Raw genomic sequence first — 16,526 nt, 5'->3', positions numbered from 1 at the left:
GAATGAAACGGATAATTATATATATGGTGCTGCTCTTTGCAGCCTTCGAGACAACCTCGGCTCAGGAAGACAAACTCCAAGAGTTCAACCAAGTGGAACATGCGGTGATATCACAGACCATCGCTCCTGACGCACGTGCGGCCGGTATGGGCGACGTGGGCGCGGCCACCGACCCCGACGTCAACTCGCAGTTTTGGAATCCCGCAAAATATCCTTTCTGCATCAGCAGGGCAGGACTCGCGCTTAACTACACGCCATGGCTCCGTCAGCTCGTCAACGATATCGACCTCGCTTATCTCGCTGGTTACTATCGCATAGGCGACTATAGCGCCGTGTCGGGTTCGCTCCGCTACTTCTCGCTGGGTGAGGTTATCACCTTGGACGAGTCGATGACGGTCAATCCGTATGAGATGTCGCTCGACGTGGCATATTCGCTCATGTTGAGCGAACACTTCTCCATGGCAGCCGCCTTGAGATGGATCTACTCCGACTTGCGCTATGACTATTCTGAGGATTCGGCTCCAGCATCTGCCTTTGCCGCCGACCTTGCCATGTATTACAACAACTATTTCAACATGGGCAGCCGTGAATGTCAGCTCGGCATCGGTCTCAATATCAGCAATGTAGGTAGTAAGATTTCTTATTACGGCGACGACCGCAGCCAGTTTCTTCCAGCCAACATGCGACTCGGTCTGTCGCTCCTCGTGCCTGTTGACGAGTATAACCGCTTCTCTATCAATGCCGACGCCAACAAGCTCCTCGTACCCACAGTGCCAAGACAGGAAGAGGGCGAGAGCTCTGCCGACTATCAGGAACGCGTCATCCGCGAATACAGCGACGTGAGCGCTATCTCTGGCATCTTCAAGAGCTTTGGCGATGCGCCTGGCGGATTCAAGGAAGAACTGCAAGAGATACAGTGGAGTGTGGGTGCTGAGTATGTGTATCACGACCAGTTCTCACTGCGTGCTGGTTATCACCACGAGAGCCAGAACAAGGGCAACAGAAAGTATTTCACCGTCGGCGGCGGCTTCAGGATGAACGTGTTCTCGCTCGACGTGGGTTATGTCATCTCCACCGCGCAGAGCAACCCGCTCGACCAGACTTTACGCTTCACACTGGCGTTTGACATGGATGGAATAAAAGACTTGTTCAGAAGATAAGGAGGTTGACGAGATGACAAGTAAACAAGTTGACAAGTTAATTACTCCAATACCCGCCGATGTGGGATCTTACTTCATGTAAGACCGCAGCCCGATTAATTGCTCCAACGCTGCCATAAAACCACGGTATTCGTGTGATTTTCAACAAGACATACCAAATCGGCTCTCGAAAGCAACAACTAAAAAACAAAAAAAGATGAAGATACGTGTAGGATTCGGATATGACGTCCATAAATTGGTAGAAGGACGCGACTTGTGGATGGGAGGAATAAAAATCGACCACTCGCTCGGACTTTTGGGACATAGCGATGCCGACGTGCTTATTCACGCCATCTGCGACGCTCTTCTCGGCGCTGCCAACATGCGCGACATTGGCTATCACTTCCCCGACACCTCGGCCGCCACTCTCGACATCGACAGCAAGATACTGCTGAAGAAAACCATCGGACTAATAGCCACCAAAGGATATAAATTGGGAAATATCGACGCCACCATATGTGCCGAACGGCCAAAGATGAACCCGCATATTCCCGCGATGAAGAAGTGTCTCGCCGACGTGATCGGATGCGACGAGGACGACATCTCCATCAAGGCCACGACAACAGAGAAACTCGGTTTCACCGGTCGTGAAGAGGGAATAAGTGCTTATGCAACCGTGCTTATTGAAAAAAGCCAGTCTGACTAACGTGTCTTAAACTTCTGTAACTCCCGCAATGACGGCAGCGCACAGCCAGTCTTGTTGTCAAACAGTCCGCGGTTGAGGTTGCCCTTGGTCACTTCCTTCCCTGACGCGTTCTCCTCGGGGAACCACCAAAACAGGCCTGTCACGTTCTTATGACGGCGGAGTTCTGCCACAAGCTCTTTCGTGAACATCGTCTGTCCGTCAACAGAGATGGGATAGAACTCAGAGTATGTGTCGGGCTTCGACCACGGGTCGTTGTCGTGCGAATAATATGCGGCGGTCTCCACGATCATCACGTCCTTGAAGGGGAAGTAACGCTCTAAGGAATCGAGCGTTGCCGACAACACACCCATATTGCGGTGCCACATCGGATAGTAGCTCAGACCAATGATGTCGTAGTCGTTGCGGTGACGGCGTAGCTCCTCGTAGAATCGTTTCGTTATTGCCCAGCTGCCAGCCTTCTCGGTGTGGATAATGATTTTAGACCTCGGACACACCTCACGGCAAGCCTTAGTACCGCTTTCAATCATGCGGCACAGGATGTCCCAATTGTCGCTTTCGTTGTGGTTTATCTTTCCCACTGGCCAAAGCATACCATTGGTTATCTCGTTGCCCACCTGTATCAGTTCAGGTTCGGCTCCCGCTGCCTTCATCCTCATCAGCGACGCCTTAGTGTGCGCATACACGCTGTCGCAAAGAGCCTCCTCGGTATGAGTAGCCCACTGGTGAGGAATAAACTGCTTGCCTGGGTCAGCCCAAGTGTCAGAATAGTGGAAGTCGAGCATCAACTTCATGCCTTTCTGCTTTATCTGCTTGCCGAATCTTGCCACATAGTCGATGTCCTGACACACGCCCTCGCCCTTATTAATGCCTGGAGCCTTGCTTGGATCGACAAACAGGCGCACACGGATGCAGTCCCATCCGTTTTGCTTGAAAAAGTCGAGCGCACCCACAGCATTCCCTTCGGCATCGCGATACACGGTGCCCTTCTGTTCGTAAGAAGGCAACAACGACGCGTCGCCACCCAAGAGCCTTTCCCTTACGTCGGGCAGGTTAAACACTTCAGAGAGTATGCTCTGGCTCCAGCCGCCAATGGCAATGGCTGTCATGACAATGAATAAAAATGTTTTTTTCATTCGTTATTTCAAGTTAGTTCGTAATTACTCTTTATTCGTCTTCAGAGATAATGCAAAGATAAACATTCTTTTTGTAAGCACCAAATTTTTCTACGCTTTTCTGTTGTTTAAGGGAAAATTACCCTCGAGGATTGTAAAATCTGTTGGTGACAGTTTTATTCCTAATAAAAAAAATGGCAAAATATTTTGTCGTTTGCAGAAAAGTATATAAATTTGCAAGCGACAAACCCATCGTGTAACCAAAGACAACGAGAATGAGACATCTATTTACGTTCTTTCTATGTATGTTTCTTGCCTATATAAATAAGGTGGAAGGACAATCGCTCGACGCGAGGAGCAACCTCGCCGTACTCGACATGCATGCCGGTTTGCCACACAACTTTGTCAACGACATTTATGAAGACACCCGTGGGTTTATATGGATATCCACATACGGCGGCGGACTGACGCGCTACGACGGATATTCGTTCCTCTCATTTACTTTTGGCAACCGCCGTCTCAGCCTCCGGAGCAACTCTTGCAGAAATGTGGTGGAGGACAGGTTCGGACGCCTCTGGGTGTCGTTTGACGAAGGCACCGACGTGATCGACCTCAACAGCTATCAGAAGGCTGAAATAACATCAAAGGTAGGCGACATCAACAAGATTCTTTCGCAACCGTCAGTCGCCGTCTATCGCGACACGAAAGACAATATCTGGCTGCTCACCAATAGCCATATCTATCGATTCTCATTCGATGAAACGGGCAATATTTGCGATATTAACACGGGAAAATACACCAGCAACACTCCTGAGGTACACCTACGCGACATTAACTCCGACGGGTCTGTATGGCTTTCCTCTGGCGGACGGTTAATGCTATTCACAGCCAAGAAAGGAAATATTGTTGCAAGCAAGATATCAAGCAGTCTTGATATTATCAACAACACTTATGTCACCGACATGATAAAATATCGCGGCGAGGTTTGGATTTCAACAAACATCGGACTTTTCCGCTATAATCCTTCCACCAAGACGGTACGGACATACGACAGCAGCAGTTTCGGACTAAATGGCATAGCCTATGTCACTTCGTTAGCTGTGTCTAACGACGACCTTCTGTTGGCTGGCACACTGGGCGGCATGTTCACTATTGATGTCACTGCCGGCACGTTTACACCTTGGGACACATCGGTCGTAGGAAGACATACAGGCGATTTCGTACATTGTATTCTTGTGCGTCCTGGCGTGGTATGGATAGGAACAGAGACGGTTGGCATCTATCGGTTCTCTCAGCAACAACTGAAGATAAACAACTATGTCCACACCGACAATCCCTCGACATTGTCGCCCAATTGCGTTAACGCCATGTACGTGGAACCTGACGGTACGCTCTGGGTGGGAACAGTGGATGGCGGTCTAAATCAAAAAGAGCCCATTTCATCGGAGTTTCAGCACTTCACTACACAGAACAGCAACCTTGTTCACAACGCCGTCTCCACTCTCGCAGCCGACAATAGGCGACGACTGTGGATTGGTACCTGGGGCGGCGGTGTCGATATTCTCATGCTCGACAATCCTGATGAGATTTATCATCTTGACGTAGCGGAGAATTACAAACGACTACTTTACCATGTTGGTGCTCTTGCCTACGACAAATATAACGACGGCATGTGGATAGGAACCAACGACGGACTATTCTTCTACGATTTCCAGACGAGAACGCTGTTGTTGCCTTTCAAGGGATGTCTTGAGGTACGGGGATGCATTGGCTCACTCATTGACAGCAATGGCTTGCTATGGATAGGCAGCCAGACTGGAATGAGAATTATTGATCTGACCCAACGCAATCATAAGGCAAAATTCCAATTCACACATCGTAGCTATATGTTTAAGCTCGACCAACCCGATGCCAAGATCGTTGACAAGATAACGTGCTTCTGTCAAGCCAAGGACGGTTATATCTGGGTAGGCAGCAACGGATATGGTATATATAAGGCATCACGCGGCGACGACGGCGAATGGCATTTCAAGGCTTACTCTATGGAAAACGGCCTTGCCAATAATGGAGTAAAAGGCATTGGCGAAGACCAAAACGGCAAACTATGGATCACTACCAACAACGGCCTGTCGGTATTCGACACGCAGGAAGAGACCTTCACTAACTTCGACCAGTCTGACGGGTTGTTGTCGTCATGCTTCTATTGGAATTCCTGTCTTGTGGCTGGTGCGAAAATCTATCTCGGGTCAGACAAGGGTCTGTCTGTCATCTATGGTTCCACTCAGATGTCTGACACCGACAACCGTCTTGTATTTACAACCCTTGTCGTCGATAACCAGATAGTGTCTGCAGAAAGCGACTATCTCGACACCGATATCTCTGTAGCAAAAAGAATCAACCTGCATGAGTCTGACAAGGCGTTCAGCATCTCATTCTCGGCCCTAAGCTATGGCAATGACGCCAAGGGTGTATATTGTTACCGTCTGAAAGGACTCGACCGCGAATGGACTCGCATGCGCCCCGGCGAGCACTCTGTCCGCTACTCCGCCCTACCCTCTGGCACATACACCTTTGAGGTGAAGTATCAGTCGGCCATCTCTGGCAGCGAGGTGGCAACAGCAAGTATAGAGGTAAGAGTGTTGCCTTACTTCTGGAAGTCGTGGTGGTTCTTGCTTCTTGTGATGATATGCATCACGATAGTCGCCACCTTGTTATATAAGAGGCGCATGGCAGTGATACGCGAGCGGGAGACTTTACGTCTGCTCACTCCTATACGTGAGGCGCTCGAAAACTCCGACAACCCCGAAGTGACACAAGAGCGCATACGCAAGATTCTCGACAATCAGAAACGCTATCACGAAAACTATGTACGCATAGCTGAGGAGGACCAGCAACAAGAAGCCTCAAAACGCCGCTCGTTCTTGGATCGCCTCATGATGGTTATGAAAGAGCAATATATGAATTCAGAGCTGGACGGCGACCACCTTGCCGACGCGTTAGGTATGAGTCGCAGTCTGCTTGTAAAGAAAATGAAGAGCGAGACCGGCCAGACCACGTCTCAGTTTATCAAAGACTACCGACTAAACATTGCCCGCGAGATGCTGTCACATAACGAGGGAATACGCAATATCACCGAGATTGCCTACCGCGTGGGCTTTAACGATCCTAAATACTTCACACGCTGCTTTACGAAGAAGTACGGAATCAGTCCGTCTTCTTACGTTGACTCTATGACAAAATAGAGTGAAAAAATAGCGAATAGACGCTTTTGTCCACCTAAATTGCATGTTTTTCCACCTCGTTAGACCTAATAACCGCTAAATTTGCACCCAAAAAGTGAAAATTAACCCTAATTAAACAAACCTAAATGAATTAAAATGAAGAAACAATTATTCTCCATGTTGCTATGCTTAGGTGCTGTCGGCGGAGCTGCTATTTGCCCGCTGCCTACTTTTGCCGCCGTAGCACAGAACCAGACCATCAAGGTCAAGGGACAAGTTGTTGATGAGAATGGTGAACCGCTCATCGGTGCTACCGTAAGGTTGAAAGATGCCGCCACTGGTGTCATCACCGATTTCGACGGAAACTTCTCTATCGATTGTAAGAGCAATGCTACTCTTATCGTGAGTTACATGGGTTACAAAACCCGTGAGATTGCAGTACGTGGGCGCGCAGCGCTCGAACCTATTGAATTAACTTCTGACACTAACGTGCTCGATCAGGTGGTTGTAGTAGGTTATGGTGTGCAGAAGAAAGCAGACCTTACGGGTTCTGTATCTATCGTGAATGCGGATGAACTCAAGAAAGTTTCTAACTCCAACATCTCTACAATGCTCGAAGGTAAGGTGCCTGGCGTGCAGATCACATCTGACGGACAGCCTGGCGCCGACCCATCGGTTCGCATCCGTGGTATCGGTTCTTTCGGCTCCACCGCTCCTCTCTATGTAATCGACGGTGTGCCAATGGGTACAACCATCCGCGATTTCTCTCCTAACGATATCGAGACCATTCAGGTGCTCAAGGATGCTGCTGCAGGTGCTATCTACGGTTCGCGTGCCGCCAATGGTGTGATCATCATCACCACCAAGAACGGTAAGAAAGACCAGCCTCTGAAGGTGAACTACTCTGGTTACTTCGGTATCGACCAGATTTCTGACGGTGTTTACGACGTGATGAACGCCGACCAGTACAGCAACTATATCGGTCAGGCTTGTGCCAACTCTGGCACAACTCTCCCCGGTGGATACTCTCTTGACCCAACCACAGGCAAGTACAAATTTATGGACAACACCAATACCGACTGGTTCAAGGAAGTGTTCAAGACTGGCACTCGTCAGAACCATAACGTGAACCTCAGCGGCGGTAGTGCCCATAGTACATATAACATCTCTCTCGACTACTTCAACCAGAAGGGAACACTCGAGGGAGCAGGACCAAACTACGAGCGTTACACTGCACGTGTGAACAATACCATGGATGCTAAGTTCATCAAGTTCCGCACAAGCCTCGTTTATTCACACTCCGACCAGGACAACATGGGTCTTTCGAATGCCTCTGAGTATGTACAGGGTCTCTATGGAGACGTTACCAACGTGCTCCGCGGTACACTGCTCATGCAGCCAACCATCAAGGCGTACGACGAATCCACCTGGGTTCTCGACGACAAGGTGGGTCTCGCCAACGGCTACAAGTACGACGCTTATGGATATGGTGTTTACTACGACAACATCCACGGCGATATCTCGGCGTCAAACCCGCTGCTCGTCAACAACATGCTCCAGCGAAACACTAGGGTTGACCGTTTCGTAGGTACAGCTTCTGCTGATGTTGACCTGTTTGACATGGTTGGACTGAAGTTAAAGAATCACTCGCTCCATTACAACATCAACCTCTCTTACAGCAAGACACACTGCAAGGACTTCACCTGGATTGCAGCATGGGCACAGAGCAACCGTGTATATCTCGACAAGTCCAACGAAAAGTTGACAAAGGGTTCGCGCGACTATACCGACGCCCTGATTGAAAACACACTTACTTACGACGGCACCATCGGCAAACACCATGTGAACGTCGTTGTAGGTCAGACATACGAGGAGGAATACACCGACGAGCTGACTGGCTGGGCAGTGAACTTCCCAGAGCCATACTTCCTCCAGCTCCAGAATGGCGCAAGCACCTACTCTTCTTCTTATGAGTATAAGCACGCCATCGCTTCTTACATCGGACGTATCAATTACAACTACGACGAGAAGTACCTGCTTTCTGCTGTAGTACGTCGCGACGGTAGCTCACGCCTCTCAAAAAACATCCGTTGGGGTACATTCCCTTCAGTATCTGTAGGTTGGCGTGTAGATAAGGAAAAGTTCTTCCCATTCACACCAGACGTGATGAACATGTTTAAGATTCGTGGTAGCTATGGTGTGCTCGGAAACGAGAACATCGGTGAATTTATGTTCCAGACCACCATGAACCGCAACAACATGACATATAGCTTCGGCAATATACCTGTAACAGGTTCTGCTGTTTCTACCTTCACCGACAACAACCTTGCATGGGAGAAGAAGAAGACCACCAACGTGGGTATCGACGTGGCAATGTTCCGCAACCGTTTGGAGTTCACCTTCGAGTGGTACAAGAACGTGTCTGAGGACCTCCTCTATGCTGTTCCAGTTCCTGCACAGGCTGGTGTAAGCAACACCACAGTGACAATGAACGCCGCCTCAATGGAAAACAGCGGTTTCGAGTTCTCTGCTACATATCGCAACAACGACCACGATTTCAAGTATCAGATTGGAGCAAACCTCAGTACACTGAACAACAAGGTCACTTCACTTGGATTCGGTACTGATTCATATATCGAAGGTGCTTACAAGACTGAGGTAGGACAGGAAATCGGTAAGTTCTACGGATGGGTTTATGAAGGTATTGCACGCACACAAGCTGACCTCGACAACCACGCCACTCAGTCAGGAGCCAATGTTGGCGACTGCCTCTACAAAGATATCTCAGGTCCAGAGGGAGAACCCGACGGCGTGATCGACGCATACGACCGGACAGTGCTTGGCAGCGGTCTGCCAAAGATCAACTTCGGTCTTAACGTACGCTTCGAGTACAAGAACTTCGACTTGAGCGTGGCTACCTTCGGTGCTCTTAACTATCACGTTAGCGACGACATCTACAACAGCCTTAACTCTTGCTATGGTTGGGGAAACAAGGACGTAGCAATGGGCGATGCAAACCGTTGGTCGGAGGATGGTACCACATACCTGTCAAGCGTTCCACGCACTTACGCAGCAAACAACGCCACACTGGCATGGAACGACCTCTTCAGCGAACGCAAGATTCAGAACGCAGCCTACTGGAAGATTGCCAATGTAGAGCTTGGCTACAACTTGCCCGACAAGTGGTTCGGCAACTATGTTTCAGGAGTTCGCGTATATGTATCTGCCCAGAACCTCCATACCTTCACCGGTTACAAGGGCTACAATGTTGACTATGCAGGCGGTACATTCACTCCTGGCTACAACTTCTGCTCTTTCCCAAGCGCACGTAGCTTCATGGCAGGTCTGCACTTCACATTCTAATCTTACACATTATATAATATAAGGAATAGTAATATGAAACTATATAAATATTCACTTGCCCTCATGATGGGCCTCTGCACCTTCTCTTCGTGTGGAGACAAGCTGGACATTACAAACCCTAACCAGCAGACATCAAGTACGTTCGGCGAAACTGCCGACGACTTGGAGGAGAGCGTAATAGCTGCCTACAACCATATCCGTATGGAGGGTACATACGCACGTGTAGGTTACAACATCGACGTGTGCCGCGGCGACGAAGTGTGGAACTCTTCACAGGTATGGTACATGCCGTTCGACGACCTCAACGAGCCTGTGACCGACGAAATCGGACAGTGGTCATGGCGTGACTGGTACTACACCATCAACGTGACCAACTTCATCCTCTCACGCACCGGCGACGACAATGCCGCCCTCTCAGACAGGATGAAGCGCATCAAGGGACAGGCCCTCTTCATCCGCGGACTGGCATACTACAACCTCGTGAACTACTACCAGACCCCGTCGCTCATCACAAACTATGCCGACTACTCGTCGCTCGACGGTCTGTATGGAACAAACGCAACCTACGACGAGGTTGTTGACCAGATAGAGAAAGACTTCTCAGAGGCCATGACCCTGCTGCCTTCACGCGATGCCGGAGGCGAATGGGCCAAGGGACGTGCCACCTGCGGTGCTGCCGCTGGCTACTATGCACGCACCCTCATGCAGCGTCATAAGTTCAGCGAGGCTCTTGCCGTGCTGAAAGACATCATCAACAAGAAGTATGGTACATACAAGCTCATGGCTAACTACGGCGACAACTTCCGTGAAGGCTCTGCATACGAGAACAACGACGAGAGCCTCTTCGAGGTTCAGTTCCTCGACAAGGACTCACAGGGTGTTGACGACGAGTGGACACCGGTGAACACTTCTCCTAACGCTACACAGGGACACGCCATAGAGTCAAACTTCTGTCCCGGAGCATACGGCGGCTGGGCTGACCTCTCTGCCTCTCCATGGCTCTACAACCTGTTCAAGGCTGAGCGCACAAAGACCGGTACCCTCGACCCACGTCTTTACTGGACCATCGGTACATACGAAGCCGACTGGGAAGGCTTTGAGAATGGAAACGTGGCTTATTCGCAGCCAATGTCGGCTAACGACATCGTTGTGACAAACAACCTCAATGGCGGTCTGCCTATCGCAAAGTGGACAAACTTGCGTACTAACCTCGTTGACAAGGTGGTGACAGGTCTTCACTGCGGTATCAACCTCCGACTGATGCGCTACTCTGACGTGCTGCTACGTGCCGCTGAATGCGAGAACGAGGTGAACGGACCTACACAGCAGGCTATTGACTGGATTAACGAGGTGCGCCGTCGTGCAAACCTTAACGACCTGAAGCTCGCCGACTTCTCTTCTGCCGACAAACTGTTTGAGCAGATTGCAAACGTGGAGCGTCCAAAAGAGTTCGGCTGTGAAACCGGTCGTGGCTTCGACCTCCTCCGCTGGGGATTCTTCTATTCTGCAGACCGTCTGCAGCAGCTGAAGGAACACGGAACATTCCGCAAGACACTTGACGACCCGAAGGCTCCTGTAAGCTACTCTGAGGTAGGCACCGACCCAATGGTTAAGTCTTCATACGACAGCTGGCTCCCAGGTCACGAGTACTTGCCAATCTATCAGGGTACACTCAACGCCAATCCAAACCTCAAGGGCAACTCTGCCAACGATGGTATCGACAACTCAACCGACTTCTTCGGCCGCGGCTGGAAAGTACGTCCGGTGGTTGACTTGAGCAAATAACAATATAAGGTAAATAACTTATAGACACGTTAACCTGACAACAAACAACTTATGTAGTTGTCAACTCGTTAACTTGTCAACAAAAAAATAAAACATTATGAAATATCTAAATAAATTATCATCCGTATTCTGCACAGCGGCCCTTGGGCTGCTTGTGCTCACGGGATGTGAGGGCGGCGACCTTTACAGCGTCAACTCGCCCGACTGGATCTCCGAGAAGATTGACTCCATCGAGAACGCCAAGAACCAAAATCAGCAAGAGGAAGTGCTCGAAGGCATGGAAGAAGATGTTTACACCGTCGGTGCCACAGATTTCTCCTCAGGCTGGTGGTCTGAATTTTCAAAATACTATGTAATACCTGACGGAAAGAAGTTCCACCTTCAGTTCAACCTGAACATCAATCCAAGTGCCTCAAACACATACAAGAACTTCGCCATGATCCTCACCAACGATGTTGACCGTGGCGGTGCAGGTTATATTGAGTATGGTGCCATCCGTTACGACAACCAGCCTTCAGGCAACTCTGAGTGGGGTGATTATATCGACCGCAGCTGCGTTGAGAGTACACTCACCTTCAACACCGACACTGATGCTGGTGTTGACAAGCTTGGCGGCAAGGTAACAATCACTATCGACCGTACTGACCCTTCAGCGTTTAATATAACAATGTCGAACGGTACTGTAGTGAAGACCTACAAGCAGAAAACCCCGCTCGCAAACCTCAACGAGGACCAGTCGAACACCAATATTCGTATATTCCTCGTGCCAGAGGGTTCGTATATCAACGTTCTCGCTGCAAACATTGAACCAATCGGCGGCTTCACTTCTGCACTCGACAAGAACCCATTGTCGATGACACTTGAGAATGTTCCTGACGAAGTTGTTAAGGGTACATCACTTGAGGATGCCGTTGCTGGTATTTCTGCTACTGTACAGTTTGAGGAAGGCGTAACAAAGGTTATTCCTGCTGCTGAACTCCTTTTCTCAGCTATTCCTGATATGGACGAGCCAGGTGAGAAAACTCTCATCGTTATCTACAACAAGACCTTTAAGGGTGAGAATTGCAGTGCGCCTATCGTGGCATACGCCAAGTTCAAGGTGGTTAATGAGATTGCATCTATTGCTATGACTCAGGCTCCTGTTCGCAACACTTATTACTTCTACAACTCTGACGCTACAGACGGAATGGAAGGTCGCTATCTGACATTCGACCCGACAGGTATGGAAGTGGTTGCAACTTACTCCGATGGAACAACTGCTGTTATCGACAACTCCAAGCTGTCGTTCTCTACAATTCCTGCTGTTCCGGGATCTGCCAAGGTGATTGTTTCTTCTGCCAACGGCAAGACTTTCGAGACAAATGTGAATATTGAGGTTTCTGCCAGCAAAAAGGTTACACCATCTACAACTATTGTAGGTGCAGAGGATAACTCAACTGGATGGTGGGGTGCTCATGCTGAGGACATCAACGTTCCTGCAGGCGAGACTCGCGAATTTAATTTCACTAACTATAGTACTCTCGGTGGAAACTGGAACAACTTTGTGCCTATCCTGCGCAGGGCAGACCTTTCTGAATATGCCGTAGTTCGTGCCGACAATTACGGATGGGGTGCCGGATATGATGGCAATCCTTATCTCCAGACTTCTGGTGGTCAGGCAGACTGGGCTACATGGCTCGCAGCAATGAATGGTGCCAAGTGTACTGTATGGGTTACCAACTGTAATAACGGAACAGCAGATATTCAGTGCATTATGCACGGAACTGACGGTATCGACTATATCCAGTACTATCTCGGTATCCGTTACGTGGAACCAAGCGACTTGTTTGTTTCATTCACAGTTGACAGTTGTCACCTTGTATTTGAATAATCATTCATTACAGAATATGATATGACTTTTTTGAGAGGTTTTAGGCTCGCGGTTAACCCCGCGGGCCTCTCTCTCAATTTCATATTCATTGTATAATATAAACAACAAACAGATAGTATTTATGAGAAACTATTTAATGGCTTTTGTCCTGCTATGCACTACTGCAGCAAATGCCGCCGACTTGAAATGGGCAATGACTACGCAGGATGGTAAATCTGTGTTTATGAACCAATTGGCATATATCCTCTATACTGACGGCAGCTCTACGATGAGCATTGTCAAGACCGACAATAGCACTATTGAGGATGTAACCAAGGTGAGTTTTGCAAAACTCGACGCTACGAGTATTTCAAGTGCCGTGGTAAAAAACGGAATCTCTCTGCTCTCGAACGTAGTTGAAGCTAACCTTACTATTACAGGATGTAAGGAAGGTCAGGCCATTACAGTTGTCTCTACGGATGGTGCTGTTAAGGTAAAGACAGTGACAAGCGGCGACCATACAAACGTTGATGTTTCTCGTCTTGCCTCTGGTGTATATATGCTTAACGTGGGTAAGACCACTGTGAAATTCATAAAGAAATAACAATTTATCACTGAAGTGATTATGAACAAGAAAATCCTCTCTTTGATATTGATGTGCACGATGGGAATTGCTTCCATTTCGGCACAAGAACTCGTGATTAAGAAAAAGGACGGCTCGGCGCAGACTGTAGGTGGAAAATTGTATTTCAAGCAGAAAGGCGATGCCGACAAGTGGTCAGCCACTACTGATGCCAATGGTGAATATTCTTCAGACAATGACATCTCGAATATTAAGAGTGCATCCATCCTTGACGGGATCGACCTCGAACTCGTGAAATATCAGTCGCCATCATATATCGACTATTATATCTCAGCAGGTAGTTCGTGGTCAGATCGCGCCAAGTGGAATCTCGCAAATATTCATGACCCGTCGGTGATGCTTGCCGAGGATGGATATTACTATATGTATTGCACTGATGCAGGATATGGAAATCCACATCATGAGGACGTTCAGGGCAACAAACACGGACATTTCCAGTGCCGCCGCTCCAAGGACCTCGTCAACTGGGAGTATATGGGTGCCACAATGTATGGCTTGCCATCATGGGTGCAGCCCAAGCTCAACGAGATACGCAAGGCTATGGGACTTAAAAACAGTACAGCCAATTTCAGCGATGACCTGCAGTTTGGATATTGGGCACCATGTGCACGCAAGGTGAAGGACGGACTCTATCGCATGTACTATTGTATAACTTGTCCAGGATATATTGATCCAACCAAGACATCATGGGGCGAGAGAGCATTCATCGGTGTAATGGAAACAACCGATCCTTCCGACCTCTCTAAATGGGAAGACAAGGGATATGTAATCACCAACTATTCCGACCGTGACCTCTCTAAGATTTATGTTTCTCCAACTGCTTGGGAGAGTTGCTATTATAAGTACAACGCCATTGACCCATCATATATCATCACTCCAGAAGGAGAGCACTGGCTTATCTACGGTTCATGGCATAGCGGTTTTGCTGCCGTGGAAATCAATCCCGAGACTGGTAAGACCAAGGCTGAACAAGGCAACCCATGGGGACCAGAGAATGAGGCAGCATACGGCAAGCGAGTATATACACGAAAAATGAGCAGCCGCTGGCAAGGCTCTGAGGCTCCCGAGGTTATCTATCATGATGGATACTACTATCTCTTTATGGCATACGATGGTTTGGATATTCCATATAACACACGTGTAGTGCGTTCAGAGAATATCGATGGTCCATATAAGAGCATGAATGGGGTAGATGTAACAAATAAGGGTGGTGATGCACTCCCCATAGTCACTCATCCTTATCAGCTTGGAGGTAACCATAGTTGGGTGGGTATCAGTCACTGTGCCGTATTTGAGGATGGCAATGGCAACTGGTATTATGCTTCTCAGCAGCGTTTCCCTGCCGATTATAACGGCAATGCCTATAGCAACGCAGTTATGTTGGGTGGTGTGCGTGCCATACGTTGGACTGACACTGGCTGGCCTATCGTGATGCCCGAGCGATATGGTGCAGTGCCACAGGCTCCAATCACAGAGGAAGAACTCATAGGCAAATGGGAGCATATATCTATTCAATATAAATATGGTGTGGCTCAGAATTCTGTGTCAATGACTCTTGGTGCTGATCATAAAGTTCTTGATGGTTGGAACAAAGGCTATGCATGGAGTTTTGACCCTGTAGAGAATGTATTGACTATTAATAATACAAAGTTGTATCTCGCACGCGAGGTTGACTGGGAAGCTACTCCACGCAAGACAACTATAGTGTATGCCGGTTACGGTAAATATAACACTACAAGTAACCAAAGGACATATTGGGGCAAGTGGGTAGGACCGCTCGACGAAGATGAGGCCGATGAAGACGAAGAGGAGAATAATGTTCAGATTGTTGGTGCACAGGACTTTTCTTCCGGTTTCTGGTCTGCTTTCTCTGACTCATACACTATTCCCGCTGGCAATGAGCTGAAACTGAAGTTTGTCAACCATTCTTCCAAGGGTAATAACTGGAACAACTGGGTGATTGCATTGACTAATGACGTGGAGCGTCAGGGAACAGGTTATCTTGAGTACTTTGTTCTGCGTGCCGACAACTATGCTTGGTGGCCTACGGGCAATACGATGGCCAATCCAGATGCCGGCTTCTCATTGACAAGCAATTACAATTGGGAAACCTTTATGAATGATATGGATGGAGCGACAGTTGAGTTGACTGTATCCAGAAAAGGTTCTACCATCAGTGTGGATGCCGTGACAACAACTACAGCCAATAATGTATATACGGAATCATTCTCAATGCCTAATTGCGGAGATGGCACACAGCCTGTACGCGCCTTCCTCGTATGCGACGGCTCGTGGTTTGAGATAGACAATTCGGCGCTGTCAATAGCGCCTGCTAACTAATGACCTAACGATGACGGGAGCTGAACGAGAGTTTGGCTCCCGTTTTTTTCGGAAACTATCCAATAATACGCTTCAAAAAGCATATCAAGATATAAATTTATCATCACTTAATATATTTTTTGAATAAAAATTATAGCTAATTCAAAAAAATGTAGTACCTTTGCACCCAATAAGATTGGCATACAACATCATTTTTTTATAATAATTTGGTTCAAATCACGGATAATGAGACTGGGAAGTCTGAAAGAATTCCGCTGTTTCGGACGCCAAAGTGATTTGGGAAGCCGAAGCAAACTAACTTTACGTCTGGGGCGCACTCTCTCATCGGGATGCTCCCCAGACTTTTTTTGCCGTAAATTATGATAGTT

At 48.4% G+C, this 16,526-nt stretch carries 8 protein-coding genes and 1 pseudogene; 8 read left to right on the top strand and 1 reads right to left on the bottom strand.

Going from position 1 to position 16,526, the window contains the following annotated elements; translation table 11 throughout:
* Nucleotides 1-2: 2 nt before the first annotated feature.
* Both porV and ispF read left to right on the top strand, forming a co-directional pair.
* The gene (gene porV / locus CIK99_RS00400) at nucleotides 3-1,160 is read left to right on the top strand and encodes a type IX secretion system outer membrane channel protein PorV (RefSeq protein ID WP_094378626.1); all 1,158 of its coding nucleotides are present in this window, start codon (nucleotides 3-5) and stop codon (nucleotides 1,158-1,160) included.
* Between the two features lie 196 nt (nucleotides 1,161-1,356).
* Nucleotides 1,357-1,845 carry a 2-C-methyl-D-erythritol 2,4-cyclodiphosphate synthase gene (ispF, locus tag CIK99_RS00395; protein ID WP_094378624.1) on the top strand — a complete coding sequence of 163 codons (489 nt, stop codon included), beginning with the start codon at nucleotides 1,357-1,359 and terminating at the stop codon, nucleotides 1,843-1,845.
* Here the strand turns inward: ispF and CIK99_RS00390 are convergent.
* On the bottom strand, nucleotides 1,842-2,978 hold the full coding sequence (locus tag CIK99_RS00390; RefSeq protein WP_254047664.1) for a glycosyl hydrolase 53 family protein: 1,137 nt from the start codon (nucleotides 2,976-2,978) through the stop codon (nucleotides 1,842-1,844). The genes ispF and CIK99_RS00390 overlap by 4 nt on opposite strands.
* Before the next feature lie 254 nt (nucleotides 2,979-3,232).
* Between CIK99_RS00390 and CIK99_RS00380 the strand changes: the two genes are divergently transcribed.
* From CIK99_RS00380 to CIK99_RS00355, 6 genes and pseudogenes are all read left to right on the top strand, one after another.
* Entirely contained in the window at nucleotides 3,233-6,199 is a 2,967-nt protein-coding gene (locus CIK99_RS00380) for a two-component regulator propeller domain-containing protein (RefSeq protein ID WP_094378617.1), read from the top strand.
* 135 nt (nucleotides 6,200-6,334) lie between these two features.
* Nucleotides 6,335-9,541: a TonB-dependent receptor gene (locus CIK99_RS00375; protein ID WP_094378614.1), complete on the top strand. Its 3,207-nt coding sequence runs from the start codon at nucleotides 6,335-6,337 to the stop codon at nucleotides 9,539-9,541.
* Between the two features lie 33 nt (nucleotides 9,542-9,574).
* Complete coding sequence (locus CIK99_RS00370) at nucleotides 9,575-11,326, top strand: RagB/SusD family nutrient uptake outer membrane protein (RefSeq protein WP_094378612.1); 1,752 nt, start codon at nucleotides 9,575-9,577, stop codon at nucleotides 11,324-11,326.
* Nucleotides 11,327-11,423: 97 nt separating this feature from the next.
* Nucleotides 11,424-13,196 (top strand): hypothetical protein, encoded by a 1,773-nt coding sequence (locus tag CIK99_RS00365; protein WP_094378610.1) that lies wholly within the window; start codon nucleotides 11,424-11,426, stop codon nucleotides 13,194-13,196.
* Nucleotides 13,197-13,317: 121 nt separating this feature from the next.
* Nucleotides 13,318-13,779, top strand: coding sequence for a T9SS type A sorting domain-containing protein (locus CIK99_RS00360; protein ID WP_144007844.1), 462 nt, complete (start codon nucleotides 13,318-13,320; stop codon nucleotides 13,777-13,779).
* Nucleotides 13,780-13,794: 15 nt separating this feature from the next.
* Nucleotides 13,795-15,582 (top strand): annotated as a pseudogene (locus CIK99_RS00355) (arabinan endo-1,5-alpha-L-arabinosidase); the annotation flags it as partial.
* Nucleotides 15,583-16,526: the final 944 nt, after the last annotated feature.

The organism is Prevotella sp. P5-92, from assembly GCF_002251245.1.
Taxonomy (GTDB): Bacteria; Bacteroidota; Bacteroidia; order Bacteroidales; family Bacteroidaceae; genus Prevotella.
The sequence above is the reverse complement of the archived record's forward strand: the minus strand, read 5'-3'. Positions and strand labels throughout refer to the sequence as shown.